Source organism: Pseudomonas sp. SH10-3B, from assembly GCF_019891415.1.
Taxonomy (GTDB): Bacteria; Pseudomonadota; Gammaproteobacteria; order Pseudomonadales; family Pseudomonadaceae; genus Aquipseudomonas.
The window spans coordinates 45789-59493 of sequence record NZ_JAFLXD010000039.1 but is presented as its reverse complement, the minus strand read 5'-3'; the positions used below and the strand labels follow the sequence as shown (position 1 = coordinate 59493).

Sequence of the window (13705 nt, the reverse complement as noted above, 5' to 3'; positions counted from 1 at the left end):
AATAGTCCTGCACCGCTACCAGTTTTACTTGCTCTGTGTACTTACCCATGACACCCCCAAAGGTTGTGTCCAATCTTTGGGGGTCAGTTCAGTGCGTGGAAACGATCATCTGTTTACTGCAGCTGCAACGTCGAATTGAACTGCCCGATTGCATCCACCACATGCCGTGACCCTTCCTGAATCTCCAGGATCACCTGTCCCGCCTCGTTCGCCAATTCCACCCCCTGCCCCGTGCGACTCAAGCTCGACTGCATGCTCGACACCGCACTCAGCGACAGGTCGTGGTTCTTGCGCACCACTTCCACAATTTCCACCGTCGCCTCGCTGGTACGCGCGGCGAGGCTGCGCACCTCATCGGCCACCACCGCAAAGCCACGCCCATGCTCGCCCGCTCGCGCGGCTTCAATAGCCGCGTTAAGCGCCAGCATATTGGTTTGCTCGGCAATGCTGCGGATGGTCTGCACAATGGTGCCGATGATCTCTGACTGCTTGTTCACGGCATCGATGCTCTGCGCCGCCTGATTCAGGTTATGGGAAATTTCTTCGATGATCTGCACGGTTTGCTGCACCACCTCCGAGCCCTTGCGCGCGCAGGCGTCATTTTGTACCGAGGTGGCATGGGCCGAATCGGCGGCGGTCCGCAGGGTGGTGACCTGTTCGGTGATGTCGCTGGCGAATTTCACCACTTTATACAGGCGCCCATTGGCATCGAAGATCGGGTTGTAGGACGCTTCCAAAAACAGGGTTTTACCGTATTTGTTTTTGCGCTCGAAGCGGTGCGAGTGATATTCGCCGCGATTGAGGGAGGCCCAGAACGCCTTGTACGTCGGCGATTCCACTTCGCTGCGATGGCAAAACAGGCTGTGGTGCTGGCCGACGACTTCATCCAGGGAGTACTGCACCGTCTTCAGGAAGTTGTCGTTGGCGTTGAGGATCTGGCCTTGAGGGGTGAACTCGATCACCGCCATGGAGCGGCTGATGGCGTCGATCAGGCTCTGGTTTTCATGTTCATGGTGAATCCGGGCGGAAATATCCGAGGCCACTTTGATCACGCTCTGCACGTGGTTATCGCTGTCCAGCACCGGCATGTAGCTGGCTTCGAGCCACACTTCCTGGCCGTGCTTGTTCAAGCGCATGAAGGTGCCACTGAGTGCTTCGCCCCGCGCCAGGTCGCGCCATAATTTGGCGTACGCGTCGGTGTGGGTGTAGGCCTCGTCACAAAAGATCCGGTGATGCTGACCGCGAATTTCCTCGATGCTGTAGCCCATGGCTTTGCAGAAATTGTCGTTGGCATCGAGTATCACCCCATCGCGATCAAATTCGATCATGGCCATGGACCGGCTGATGGCGGCAAGTTTGGCGTTGGACTCGGTGAGTGCGCAGGAGAAGCGCTGAATTTCAAGCAGGTCGGATTTGTGATGGAGGTTGAACATGATCAGATCACCCTTGATTACCGGCGCCTGGAAGGCGCATTCCATTCTTCAGTTGGCTACTGCTGGAAAACCTGCTCGGGGAGAAAACCATCCGAATCGCTTGCTAGGCCAAGCGTCCTCAATGGTTCTGGATGAGCATAGACAGGCCTTGCCGCTATGCAAGGCCACTGGCCAGCCAACTTGACCAGGCGAAAAAATGGGAGCGGGCTCACTCACGACCGTGCTGTGTCAGCCTAGGAAAAAATCGACTGATTCAGCGCTATCGCGAGCAAGCCCGCTCCCACTAGTTGAACGATGTTGCGACCTGAAAACCTTAGTGACCGAACAAGCCGCTCTCGGATTTCTTGGTTTTCTTGTCTGCGCGTTTTTCATCGGCAGTCTTCACCGGTTTTTTCTTCGCGGCTTTCTTTGAATCCATACCTTTGGCCATGATGCATGCTCCACTTACAGGGGATGTAACACTGGGTATAACACCTATTGCCGCACAGAAGGCGCTTATAATTCCCGGCCCTTGACTCTGTTGCCCAAACACCATGCCCGAACTGCACATCGAACCGCTGGCAGAGCCGCTGTGGCCGCTGCTGAACAAGTTTTACCGCAGCCACAACTCACCGATGAAAGCGCTCAAGGGCGGGCGTTTATGGGTGGCACGGGACGGCGAAATTGTCGCCGGGCTATGCCTCACACCAGTGGTGGGTGGGCAGTGGTTGACCGGGGTATTTGTCGACCCGGCGTATCGCGGCCAGGGGTTGGCGGCAAGGCTGATCGGCGCGGCGGCGGCCGAGGTGGAAGGTACCCTGTGGCTGTTGTGTCATCCGGACCTGGAGGGTTTGTATCAGCGCATGGGTTTCAGCCAGGACACGCTATTGCCGCAATCCCTCAGTGAGCGACTGGTGCGCTACAAGCGCAACAAACCGATGATCGCGATGGGCTTAGATCGTTTAGTGAGGTCGTCCTTGGATAATGTGTGATCGCCCGGTGTGGGCCCCATGCTAGCCTCGGCGACACAGTGGCCCATTTTTCGGATGATCATGAAAGCGACCCTTGCAGCTTTGTCCTTTACCGCCCTCCTCGTTCCCACGCTCAGTCAGGCCGCCGATGCACCGATAACCGCCACAGAGTACGCCAGCGTGCTCACCGGCAGTTGACGCGCCCCGGCCAAAAGCGCGCGTGACGGTTACAGCCATCCATAACCGACGATGGTCAACGGTGTATCAGCGGTTTCGCGACTGGCGCAACGGAGGCGCTTTCGATCAGATGCTCAGTGTCTGCACATCTGTTTGAACGAGCAAAGCTTGATCGATCTGGAAACCTGATGATTGATTGCACTGCCGTTCGAGCAACCCGAGCCCACGCGCTCGAGCGCAGCCGGGGCGGCCTGACAACCAAGATCCACATGCTGTGCGACACCAATAGTGTGCCTCTGCGTTTCCTGCTTTCAAGCGGACAAGCCAGCGATATTGCTTACGTTCAACCGCTGCTGGAGGAGGCTTACATCCCGAGTCTGCACGGCCGCCCACGCAAACGCTGCCGATGGTGTGGCCGACAAGGGTTATGACGCTGAAGCTTTGCGCCGCTATTGTGATCGCTATCGGATGCAGCCAGTGATCCCGCTGCGCGACATGAAACGCAACCCCAAGCCGGGCTTGGCCAGACTGTTTGATCGTTCCAAATACCTACAGCGCAACATCATCGAGCGCATGTTCGGCTGACTGAAGGAAAATCGCCGCATCGTTACCCGCTTCGACATGTTCGTAACAAGTTTTGCGGCAATGGTCTCATTGGCCTGTGCCATGCGGTGTTTGCGACAATACTTTTCGTACAGAACCTAGGTCGAAATTGCGGGGGGCTTTTTTCCGTTGTGTGTCCCGTTTGCTACAAATACCATCGAAATCTTTGGAGCTCTTAAGTTGATATTTATATGGATATTGAGCGTTATATATAGCAAAAAAAGATAAAAACCTGTCAGAACTCACAGGTGATAAAGCATCCTCCACGCACTAGTATAAATTGTGTTGGCGGTAGGTGTGAGACGTTAAGTCTGGCGCACCTGCTTTGGAGAGTGCAAAGAGAATGAGGATTGCATAATGGGTACATTAGTGCTCGGAACTGTATCGGGGACCTATAGTCCTGAAGAAAAATCTGGCGCCTACATGCTATCTTCTTCGGGCAAGCAGAGAATAAATATAGTTCCTGAATATACTGTGTTTTCAGACAGCGCAACGAATGGCGCGGTGTATGATAGTTCAGAAATATATGATCGTTCCGGATCGAGGTGTTTGAGGCCTGAGTCCATATGGATTCCTCCGTGTCAGATTAATACTCAAGTCGCTTCTAGTGATCTTGAAGAATATAAAATATACAGTGTGATGATCGTTATCGATAGAGATAAGGCAGGAGGGATTCTAGGTGTGAATAACGCCTTGACAGCAATCCACACATGCAAGATATTTCGATACTTGGCCTCTCCAGCAATAAAGTTCGAAGAGCTGAGGCGGCTGATTGCTAAATCCTGTGGAGTCAGCACATCAGTGATACAAACTATGCCAGACTTGCAAAAGTCAGTTAATGGATCAGTCCCGGAAGCACCTCCTGCACGATACTATGACAATAACTTTCTGACAATTACGTCGGTCGCCCCAGGGACTGCCTTTAAGCTTACAGGTCAAGAGTTAGTAGATAAAAAGCTACCTTCAGCTCAAACTTCAAACGCACAATACGCAAAAAATCTCTGGAACAGTGAAACTTTAGAAGGTAGCGGTGTAAGTGAAACGGGGCTGATCTGTTGTCAAACATTTAAATATGCTTATTAAACCTGAGGCAACCAAAAATCAAAGCTGAAAAATGCAATTGGCCGCACGCATAGTGGGGCGTTGTGGCGAGTTTTCAGAGCGGTGGAGCACCCGGAAACAGGTATACATTTACGCCTGAGTTTCAGCGGCATAGTACGAACAGCAGATAGATCGCAGCCTTATCCCTGGGCCTTTCGATAAGCGCCGGGTTGTAGGCCCATGACCGTGTGGAAGGCCCGAGCACGTAGGGAAACAATAGATGGCAGAAGCGCTCCAACAGTGCCGAGGACATTGCGTGCTTTTCCGGGCGGACTCAGCGACGGCTTCGCTTGACAGGCGAAAACCCGACGTTGCGGTTTGTGAAGCCTGCCAAATAGACGAGTCGAACACCTGACCAATGCGGGAGCGGGCTTGCTCGCTCCCGCATTTGGATCTCGTTGGGCCTGGAGGCTATTCGTCCGCTGTGGGATCCATGTCGGGAAACATCACTTCAATAAACCCGAACTTGCTGAAATCGGTAATCCGCGATGGGTATAGCCGGCCGATCAGGTGATCGCACTCATGCTGCACCACCCGCGCATGGAAGCCATCGGCGAAACGTACGATCGGCTCGCCCTTGGGATCAAACCCTTCGTAGCGAATCTGCTGGTAGCGGTCCACCGCGCCACGTAGGCCAGGCACGGACAGGCAACCTTCAAAGCCCTCTTCCAGCACCGGGCTCAGGGGGGTGATCAACGGGTTGATGAGGATGGTCTGCGGCACCGGCGGCGCATCCGGGTAGCGTTCGCTGGCTTCGAAACCAAAGATCACCAATTGCAGGTCGACGCCAATCTGCGGCGCGGCCAGGCCGACGCCGCCCACGTGTTCCATGGTCTGGAACATGTCATCGATCAATTGCCACAGCTCGGGGCTGTCGAACATTTCCGGCGGCACCGGCGGGGCGATACGCAGCAGGCGTTCATCGCCCATTTTCAGGATTTCACGGATCATCGATCAGGCTTCGTCGGTAGTGGGTTTGGAATGGTCGCGGCCTAGGCCTGAGACATGTTGTTTTTCCTGCGCGGGCTCGTCGAAATCCTTCGCGCCCGGTGCCTTTCCTTCGGCCGACATATGCTCGATCACGGCATTCATCTCCGCACCCAGCAATAGCACGGCAGCGGAAATATAGAAGTACAGGAGCAGCACGATGATCGCACCGATGCTGCCATACATGGCGTTGTAGTCGGCGAAGGTTTTGACGTAGTAGCCAAAACCGAGGGAGGCGACAATCCACACCACCACGGCAAGCACGGAGCCTGGGGTGATAAAGCGAAACTTCTGCTCAACATCGGGCATCACGTAGTACATGAGGGCCACGGCGAACATCAGCAGGATCACGATCAGCGGCCAGCGCACGATGGTCCACAGGGTGACCACGAACTCCTGCATGCCAATCTGCCCCGCCAGCCATTCCATCACCTGCGGGCCGAGTACCATCAGCGCGGCGGCAGCCAGCAACATGCCGGCGATGCCGACGGTATAGAAAATCGACAGCGGGAAACGTTTCCAGATCGGCCGGCCTTCGACCACGTCGTACGCGGCGTTCATGGCGCTCATCATCAGGCGCACGCCAGCGGAGGCGGTCCACAGGGCAATCACGATACCCACCGAGAGCAAGCCGCCCTTGGATTGCTGCAACTGGTCGATTACCGGGTTGACCTGCTCCAGCGCCTGGGGCGGCAACACCAGTTCCGACTGCAGGCGCAACCAGGTGAAAAAGTCCGGCAGGTGCAGGAAACCGATCAGGGCAATCAGGAACAGCAGGAAGGGAAACAGCGAGAACAGCATCTGGTAGGCCAATGCCGACGCGTAGGTGGGCATCTCGTCATCGACGAACTCCTTGACGGTGCGCACCAGCACCTTGTGCAGCTTGAGACCATCGAGAACCGGAAAAATCATAGCGTCTCCTTTCGCCGCAAAGAGGTTGGGTTCATGGGCGACTCAGGGGCCGTTTTCTACATCAAAGTAGCCCATTTGGCGACTTTGAAACAATTTCCAAACTTTAGTTGCAGCAAAGCACATAAAAACGGCCATCCGTGGATGGCCGCAGGGCTGCGTCGTTACCGTCAGCCAGATCGGGACTATTTGGTCGCTTTCTTGACCGCGTCCTTGGTGTCGCCAACCGCTTTCTGCACTTCACCTTTCTTTTCTTGAATCACGCCTTCAGCGCGCAGTTTGTCGTTGCCAGTCACTTTGCCAACGCCCTGCTTGATATTGCCGACGGCTTCATTCGCCAAGCCTTTTGCCTTATCCGATGTGCTACTCATGGTATCTCTCCTGGGAACAATCAAGGATTTTGGTCACTACGTAGAGATTGACCCGGGGCCGTTCAGCAGAGTTTCAATTATTTTTCGGTGAGCATTTCATCGCCAGCCGCAGGTTTGGCTTTATGTTTTGCAGCCAACCCACGAGAATGCCCGGCAGATTCAGGCTCTAACGCTGAATAACAGATCCCGTAGGAAGGTTATGAAACTCAATAAAGCACAGGCCATCGCCCGCAGAAACCAGGAACTGGGAGGTGCCGTACTCGGCGTCAACAATTGCCACTTCACCGACCTGGACCGCAAACGCAACATCTGGTGGTTCGACCTGCCGGTGGGGCGTATTGCCGTGGGCCAGTACGAGTGGATTCACTTATTGATGCACAACGCCGAGACCGACCAGTTGCTGCACCTGAAGGTGCCGACCGTGTTCCTGCGTGAAAAACTCGAAGGCCTGGTGGTGCGAAATGCGGGCAAGCGCAAGCCGGAGATCACCCTGGAGCTGAGTGCGGATAAGGATTCGTTCTTGAAGGATGTGCGCCCGGCGGGTGCGGGTGTGAGCTTCGCGCAGTTCGCCCTGTAAGCACCGCCCCTCCCACATAGGATTGCATTCCAATCCAGTCATTAAAAAACCCGCATCGGCGGGTTTTTTTATGGGTTCACTTTTTCAGGCCCAGCTTCTTCAACTCTTCATCGCGCAATTCGCGGCGCAGGATCTTGCCCACGTTGGTGGTCGGCAGCGCATCGCGGAACTCCACGGCCTTGGGCACTTTGTAACCGGTGACATTGGCGCGCATATGCTCCATCACCTGCTCCTTCGTCAGGGTGGCACCCGGCTTGACCACGATAAAGAGCTTGATGTGTTCCCCGGACTTTTCATCCGGCACACCGATGGCCGCGCACTGCAGTACGCCCGGCAAGCCTGCCAGCACGTCTTCAAGCTCGTTGGGGTACACGTTGAAGCCGGAGACCAGGATCATGTCCTTCTTGCGGTCGACAATGCGCATGTAACCATCCGGCTGGATGATCGCGATGTCGCCGGTCTTCAGCCAGCCCTCGCTGTCGAGCATCTCGGCGGTGGCGTCTTCACGCTGCCAGTAGCCCTTCATCACCTGCGGACCCTTGACGCACAACTCGCCGACTTCACCCAGGGCCAACTCGACGCCGTCATCGGTGATGACCTTGCACAGGGTCGACGGCACCGGAATGCCGATGGTACCGATCTGGATATGCTGGATCGGGTTCACCGTGGCCACCGGACTGGTTTCGGTCATACCGTAGCCTTCGCAGATGCCACAACCGGTCACGGCTTTCCAACGCTCGGCCGCCGCCAGTTGCAGGGCCATGCCGCCCGACAGGGTGACTTTCAGCGCGGAGAAATCCAGCTTGCGGAAGGCTTCGTTGTTGCACAGCGCGACGAACAGGGTGTTCAGGCCGACAAAGCCGCTGAACTTCCACTTCGACAACTCCTTGACCATCGCCGGCAGGTCGCGCGGGTTGCTGATCAGGATGTTGTGGTTGCCGATGAGCATCATCGCCATGCAATGAAAGGTGAACGCGTAGATGTGGTACAGCGGCAGGGGCGTGATCAGGATCTCGCAACCTTCATTGAGGTTGGAGCCCATCAGCGCCTTGCACTGCAGCATGTTGGCCACCAGGTTGCGGTGGGTCAGCATCGCGCCCTTGGCCACGCCGGTGGTGCCGCCGGTGTATTGCAGCACGGCCACATCGCTGCTGGCCGGGCTGACTTCATTGACCGCCTGACCGTGGCCCTTGGCAAGGACGTCGTTGAACTTGATCGCCTTGGGCAAGTGATAGGCCGGGACCATCTTCTTCACGTACTTGATGACGCTGTTGATCAGCAGACGCTTGAGCGGCGGCAACAGGTCGGCGACTTCGGTGACGATCACATGCTTGACGGCGGTCTTGGGCACGACCTTTTCCGCCAGGTGGGCCATGTTGGCCAGGCAGACCAACGCCTTGGCGCCGGAGTCATTGAATTGATGTTCCATTTCCCGCGCGGTGTACAGCGGGTTGGTGTTGACCACGATCAGGCCGGCACGGATGGCGCCGAACACGGCGACCGGGTATTGCAGGACATTGGGCAGTTGCACGGCGATTCGATCGCCGGGCTTGAGGTCGGTATGCTGTTGCAGGTACGCGGCGAAGGCACCGGACAATTCATACAATTCACCGTAGGTGATTGTCTTGCCCAGGTTGCTGAAAGCCGGTTTGTTGGCGAAGCGCTGGCAGGACTGCTTCAATACCGCCTGAATATTCGGATACTCGTCTGGATTGATTTCTGCAGCAATCCCGGCGGGGTACTTATCCTTCCAAAAGTCTTCGTGCATGGAAGCCCACTCCTCAGCGACGCGAATTCATCATCGCATTTGATGCGATTATTATTGGTGTATGTTTTTTTAAGGTGAATCTGGCGCTTTCAAGCAGGCCGAGACGTCACAAAGCGCGCCGAGAGTAGCAGCTTTGCCAAGGGCCGACTAGAGCCTAAAGGGGGCCCCACAGTCATAATCACGACTGTCCTACAATATTTAGTCACACTTTAAACGAAAGTGAAATTTCTTGATGAAAGGCTCTGGAATAGGCCTTCAGGACGATACACGACAAATGTGGGAGGGGGCTTGCCCCCGATGCAGTGGAACAGTCACCGGACGTATCGACTGGTCCACCGCATCGGGGGCAAGCCCCCTCCCACATTTTGATTGCATTTCAATTCATGGTCAGGCGATGTCGCGTAGCTCCCTGCGCAGGATCTTCCCTACCGGCGTCATCGGCAACGAGTCACGCAACACAATGTGCTTGGGTACCTTGTACCCGGTGAAGTTGGTCTTGCAGTACACCTTCAACTCTTCAAGGCTTACCCCTTCGGCACGCGCTACCACAAACAGCTTCACCGCCTCCCCGGTGCGCTCATCCGGCACGCCGATCACCGCGCAATTGGCCACCGCCGGGTGAGCCATGACGACATCTTCGATTTCGTTGGGGTACACATTGAAGCCCGAAACGATGATCAGGTCTTTCTTGCGATCGACGATGCGCACAAAGCCGTCGTCGTCTATCACTGCAATGTCACCGGTCTTGAGCCAGCCTTCGGCATCCAGGGCCTCGGCGCTGGCGGCCGGTTGCTGCCAGTAGCCCTTCATCACCTGCGGGCCCTTGATGCACAACTCGCCGCGCTCGCCCAAGGGCAGCTCGGCGCCTTCGTCGTCAATCACCTTCATCGCGGTAGCGGGCACCGGGATGCCCACGGTACCCAGGCGTGACTTATTGCCGTAGGGGTTGGTGCTGGCGACCGGCGAGGTTTCTGTCAGGCCGTAGCCCTCACCAATCGCGCAGCCGGTGATTTGCTCCCAGCGCTCGGCCGTGGCCTTGATCAGTGCCGTGCCGCCGGAGTTGGTGAGCTTGAGATGGGAAAAATCCAGGCTCTTGAAATCCGGGTGATCCATCAACGCCACAAACAACGTGTTAAGCCCCAGCAGCCCGGTAAAACGCCACTTTTTCAGCTCTTTGATAAACCCACCGATGTCCCGTGGGTTGGTGATCAGCACGTTGTGATTACCCGAGACCATCATGCACATGCAGTTCGCGGTGAAGGCATAGATGTGGTACAGCGGCAGCGGCGCGATCATCACCTCCTGCCCTTCTTTGATCAGCGGGTGGCCGTCGTCGCCGGTCTGGGACATGCAGGCGCGCACCTGCTGCATGTTCGCCACCAGGTTGCCATGGGTCAGCATCGCGCCCTTGGCCAGGCCGGTGGTGCCGCCGGTGTATTGCAGCACCGCGATGTCGTCCAAGCTCACCGGGTGGCGCGTCACGCCGAGGCCTGCGCCCATGCGCAAGGTGCGCTTGAACGACACCGCACGCGGCAGGTGGTAGGCCGGGACCATCTTTTTCACCTTGTCGACCACGGTATTGACCAGCCAGCCTTTGGCAGCGGGCAGGAAGTCGCCCATCTTGGCTTCGATCAGGTAGTCGATCTCGGTGTCGGTGCAGACCTCCTGCACCCGCGAACCAAACAGGTTGAGGTAGACCAAGGCCCGTACGCCGGCGTCCTTGAACTGGTGACGCATTTCGCGCGGGGTGTACAGCGGGTTGGTGTTGACCACAATCAGCCCGGCACGCAGTGCGCCGAACACGGCAATCGGGTAATGCAGCACGTTGGGCATCTGCACGGCGATGCGCTCGCCAGGCTTGAGGTCGGTGTGCTGTTGCAGGTAGCCGGCGAACGCCGCACTGTGGCGCTCAAGCTCGGCGTAGGTCAGGGTGACCCCCATGTTGCTGAATGCCGGACGGTCGGCAAAGGCCTTGCAGGAACGCTCGAAGACTTCGATCACCGATTTATAGGCCGAAAGGTCGATGTCATTGGGAACGCCCGCCGCGCGTTTGTCATTCCAGAAATCAGGTTGCATTATTCTTGTCCTCTTACCTGAATGTGTCCGGCCGCTTTTGTGCTGCTTATAAAAAGCGGAGCTTCGGGGACGTTAGCAGCTATGGCCAAACAGGCAAATACGGAAAAGAGCGTCATTTATTGCGTGAATCTTCCTACAAGGCCCTGCGCTGATCAGACGCTTCCCGCGGGATGAGCTATACACTGCAACGTCCCTGAGCTGACCTTGAGCAGCCCTTGAGAAAAGGAAACGTCATGAACCACAGCACTTTCTGGCTGACCGCGAATGACCGCAGCCGCCTGTACGTCAATCATTGGATGCCGGACGGCCCGGCCAGGGCCGTGATCATGCTGTCCCACGGCATGGCCGAGCACAGCGGGCGCTACGCGCGCCTGGCCGAAGCCTTGTGCCGCGCAGGCTACGGCGTGTATGCGCCGGACCAGCGAGGCCATGGCCGCACCGCCGACGAAGGCACCCTGGGGCTCTACGCCGAAAAAGATGGCTGGAACAAAGTGGTGGGCGACCTGGCCAGTCTCAACCAGCACATCGGCCAGCAACAACCGGGGCTGCCGATCATTTTGCTGGGGCACAGCATGGGCAGCTACATCGCCCAGGCCTACCTGCTGCACCACAGTGCCAGCCTGAATGGGGCGATTCTCAGCGGCTCGAATTTCCAGCCGGTGGCGCTGTATCGCGCCGCACGCCTGATTGCTCGCCTGGAGCGCACACGCCAGGGCCTGCGTGGGCGCAGTGCACTGATCGAGTTCTTGTCGTTCGGCTCATTCAACAAGGCGTTCAAACCCAATCGCACGGCGTTCGATTGGCTCAGCCGCGACCCGGTTGAAGTCGACAAGTACATCAATGACCCACTCTGTGGTTTCCGCTGTACCAACCAGCTGTGGATCGATCTGCTCGGCGGCTTGCAGCAAATCAGCAAAGCGTCCAATCTCGTGCAGATTGATCCGGGCCTGCCGATTCTGGTGATGGGCGGCGAATGTGATCCGGTGAGTGAAGGCAAGCGTCTCAAAAGCTTGGCCCATGCCCTGCGCGAAGCCGGCTGCCAGAACCTGCAACTGAATATCTACCCGCAGGCGCGTCACGAAGTGTTCAACGAAACCAACCGCGATGAAGTCACGGCAGATGTGCTGACGTGGCTCGACCAGGTCATGACCTTGCACAGGCCGGCCCACTGCGAATAACTTTTCGTTTAAAATCAGACAGTTAAATTACCGATTAGCCACAGGATGCACCCTTAGATGACCCAGGTAACCAACACCCCGTACGAAGCCCTTGAAGTCGGCCAGACCGCCAGCTACAGCAAGACCGTCGAAGAGCGTGATATCCAGCTGTTTGCCGCCATGTCCGGCGACCACAACCCGGTGCACCTGGATGCCGAATACGCCAAGGCGACGATGTTCAAGGAGCGTATCGCCCACGGTATGTTCAGCGGCGCCCTGATCAGCGCGGCCGTTGCCTGCGAACTGCCCGGGCCGGGCACCATCTACATCGGCCAGCAGATGACCTTCCAGAAGCCGGTAAAAATCGGCGATACCCTGACCGTGCGCCTGGAAATTCTCGAAAAGCTGCCGAAGTTTCGCGTGCGCATCGCCACCCGTGTGTTCAACCAGCGCGATGAGCTGGTGGTGGATGGCGAGGCGGAGATCCTCGCGCCACGCAAACAGCAGGTCGTGACGTTGACCGAACTGCCGCCGATCAGCATCGGCTGAGTACGGTTTCAACGCCAACACCATACAAATGTGGGAGGGGGCTTGCTCCCGATTGCGGTGGGTCAGTCATTGAAGTATCGACTGACCCACCGCAATCGGGAGCAAGCCCCCTCCCATATTTGCTACACGACAGGACTTACGACTGAGCGCGAGCCTGGTTACGCAGGGCTTTTACCTGGTCGTGATTGCGTTGTACGCCGTGGTACTGACGCTCAACCAGATCACGAATGCCCAGCAGGTTGTGCTTGTTGATCTTCTCGATGGCTTCTTTGTAAGCCTTCAGTGCGTGGTCTTCACCGCGCTCGGCTTCGTTCAGAACAGCCTCTTCGTCCTTACCGGTCAGCATCGATTTTACGTCGACCCAGCCACGGTGCAGGGCGCCGGCTACGCTGCCGGAATCTTCCGGATCACCGCCCAGGGCACGTACGGCGGTTTTCAGTTCGGCGGCGGCAGTGGCGCAATCGGCCGAACGCTTGGCGAACAGAGCCTTGAGTTCAGGGTGCTTGATGTCTTCAGCGCACTCTTTGAAGCCCTTCTGGCCGTCGATGCTGGTCTCGATCAGGTCGTTCAGTACGGAGATCGATTCTTTATTGATATCAGTCATTTTTCAATTCCTTGTACGGGTTAAGAAGGTTGTCTTAGTTATTGCAGTGCCCGTGCCAAGCTTTCAAAAAGAATATTATTGTTTAAATTCAATAACTTATAAATTATTGAACCATCTGTATCGACGTTATTTGCATGATCTGTCATTTGGCCTTCATGCAGAATGCCTGTATTTTCGAAAATCTCGCCTTACTCCCACGAAGCTCATGAATCCTGAAAAACTTGAACTGCTGATCACCCGCGAAATGCCCTTCGGCAAGTACAAGGGCCGGATCATCGCCGACCTGCCTGGCCCTTACCTGAACTGGTTCGCCCGTGAAGGCTTTCCTCACGGCGAATTGGGCGGCTTGCTGGCATTGATGCAGGAAATCGACCACAACGGCCTGTCCGAACTGCTGGAACCGCTGCGCGTTAAACACGGTAAACCCGCCCCCCGCCATTAAG

General features: G+C 56.7%; 13 protein-coding genes and 2 pseudogenes. 8 read left to right on the top strand and 7 right to left on the bottom strand.

Annotated elements, in window-relative coordinates:
• Positions 1 to 113: 113 nt before the first annotated feature.
• Positions 114 to 1433: a PAS domain-containing methyl-accepting chemotaxis protein gene (locus J1G35_RS23845; RefSeq protein ID WP_223016172.1), complete on the bottom strand. Its 1320-nt coding sequence runs from the start codon at positions 1431 to 1433 to the stop codon at positions 114 to 116.
• A gap of 533 nt (positions 1434 to 1966) precedes the next feature.
• Between J1G35_RS23845 and J1G35_RS23840 the strand changes: the two genes are divergently transcribed.
• The 4 genes and pseudogenes from J1G35_RS23840 (at position 1967) to J1G35_RS23830 (ending at position 4246) form a co-directional block, all read left to right on the top strand.
• Complete coding sequence (locus tag J1G35_RS23840) at positions 1967 to 2404, top strand: GNAT family N-acetyltransferase (RefSeq protein ID WP_053139962.1); 438 nt, start codon at positions 1967 to 1969, stop codon at positions 2402 to 2404.
• Positions 2405 to 2464: 60 nt separating this feature from the next.
• Positions 2465 to 2578: pseudogene (locus J1G35_RS31055) on the top strand (methyltransferase); the annotation flags it as partial.
• A gap of 55 nt (positions 2579 to 2633) precedes the next feature.
• Positions 2634 to 3265, top strand: a pseudogene (locus J1G35_RS23835) (IS5 family transposase); the annotation flags it as partial.
• A 255-nt stretch (positions 3266 to 3520) separates the two neighbouring features.
• Entirely contained in the window at positions 3521 to 4246 is a 726-nt protein-coding gene (locus J1G35_RS23830; RefSeq protein ID WP_223016171.1) for a hypothetical protein, read from the top strand.
• A gap of 429 nt (positions 4247 to 4675) precedes the next feature.
• On the opposite strand, the gene def is transcribed toward J1G35_RS23830, so the two are convergent.
• From def to J1G35_RS23815, 3 genes are all read right to left on the bottom strand, one after another.
• Positions 4676 to 5215 carry a peptide deformylase gene (gene def, locus J1G35_RS23825; protein ID WP_223016170.1) on the bottom strand — a complete coding sequence of 180 codons (540 nt, stop codon included), beginning with the start codon at positions 5213 to 5215 and terminating at the stop codon, positions 4676 to 4678.
• A 3-nt stretch (positions 5216 to 5218) separates the two neighbouring features.
• Positions 5219 to 6163, bottom strand: a complete 945-nt coding sequence (locus J1G35_RS23820; protein ID WP_053139957.1) for a YihY/virulence factor BrkB family protein — start codon at positions 6161 to 6163, stop codon at positions 5219 to 5221.
• A gap of 182 nt (positions 6164 to 6345) precedes the next feature.
• Complete coding sequence (locus J1G35_RS23815) at positions 6346 to 6531, bottom strand: CsbD family protein (RefSeq protein WP_034115689.1); 186 nt, start codon at positions 6529 to 6531, stop codon at positions 6346 to 6348.
• A 199-nt stretch (positions 6532 to 6730) separates the two neighbouring features.
• Here J1G35_RS23815 and J1G35_RS23810 point away from each other — a divergent pair, with 199 nt between their 5' ends.
• Positions 6731 to 7108, top strand: coding sequence for a hypothetical protein (locus J1G35_RS23810; RefSeq protein ID WP_053139955.1), 378 nt, complete (start codon positions 6731 to 6733; stop codon positions 7106 to 7108).
• A 76-nt stretch (positions 7109 to 7184) separates the two neighbouring features.
• On the opposite strand, the gene fadD1 is transcribed toward J1G35_RS23810, so the two are convergent.
• Both fadD1 and fadD2 read right to left on the bottom strand, forming a co-directional pair.
• On the bottom strand, positions 7185 to 8876 hold the full coding sequence (fadD1, locus tag J1G35_RS23805) for a long-chain-fatty-acid--CoA ligase FadD1 (RefSeq protein WP_053139953.1): 1692 nt from the start codon (positions 8874 to 8876) through the stop codon (positions 7185 to 7187).
• A gap of 387 nt (positions 8877 to 9263) precedes the next feature.
• Positions 9264 to 10952, bottom strand: coding sequence for a long-chain-fatty-acid--CoA ligase FadD2 (gene fadD2, locus J1G35_RS23800; RefSeq protein ID WP_053139951.1), 1689 nt, complete (start codon positions 10950 to 10952; stop codon positions 9264 to 9266).
• 233 nt (positions 10953 to 11185) lie between these two features.
• Between fadD2 and J1G35_RS23795 the strand changes: the two genes are divergently transcribed.
• Positions 11186 to 12130, top strand: coding sequence for an alpha/beta hydrolase (locus J1G35_RS23795; RefSeq protein WP_223016169.1), 945 nt, complete (start codon positions 11186 to 11188; stop codon positions 12128 to 12130).
• 57 nt (positions 12131 to 12187) lie between these two features.
• A complete protein-coding gene (locus J1G35_RS23790; protein ID WP_024077080.1) occupies positions 12188 to 12658 on the top strand; it encodes a MaoC family dehydratase in 471 nt (156 codons plus the stop codon).
• 136 nt (positions 12659 to 12794) lie between these two features.
• On the opposite strand, the gene J1G35_RS23785 is transcribed toward J1G35_RS23790, so the two are convergent.
• The gene (locus J1G35_RS23785) at positions 12795 to 13262 is read right to left on the bottom strand and encodes a PA2169 family four-helix-bundle protein (RefSeq protein ID WP_010208206.1); all 468 of its coding nucleotides are present in this window, start codon (positions 13260 to 13262) and stop codon (positions 12795 to 12797) included.
• 205 nt (positions 13263 to 13467) lie between these two features.
• Here J1G35_RS23785 and J1G35_RS23780 point away from each other — a divergent pair, with 205 nt between their 5' ends.
• Positions 13468 to 13704, top strand: coding sequence for a DUF3820 family protein (locus J1G35_RS23780; protein ID WP_017139191.1), 237 nt, complete (start codon positions 13468 to 13470; stop codon positions 13702 to 13704).
• Position 13705: the final 1 nt, after the last annotated feature.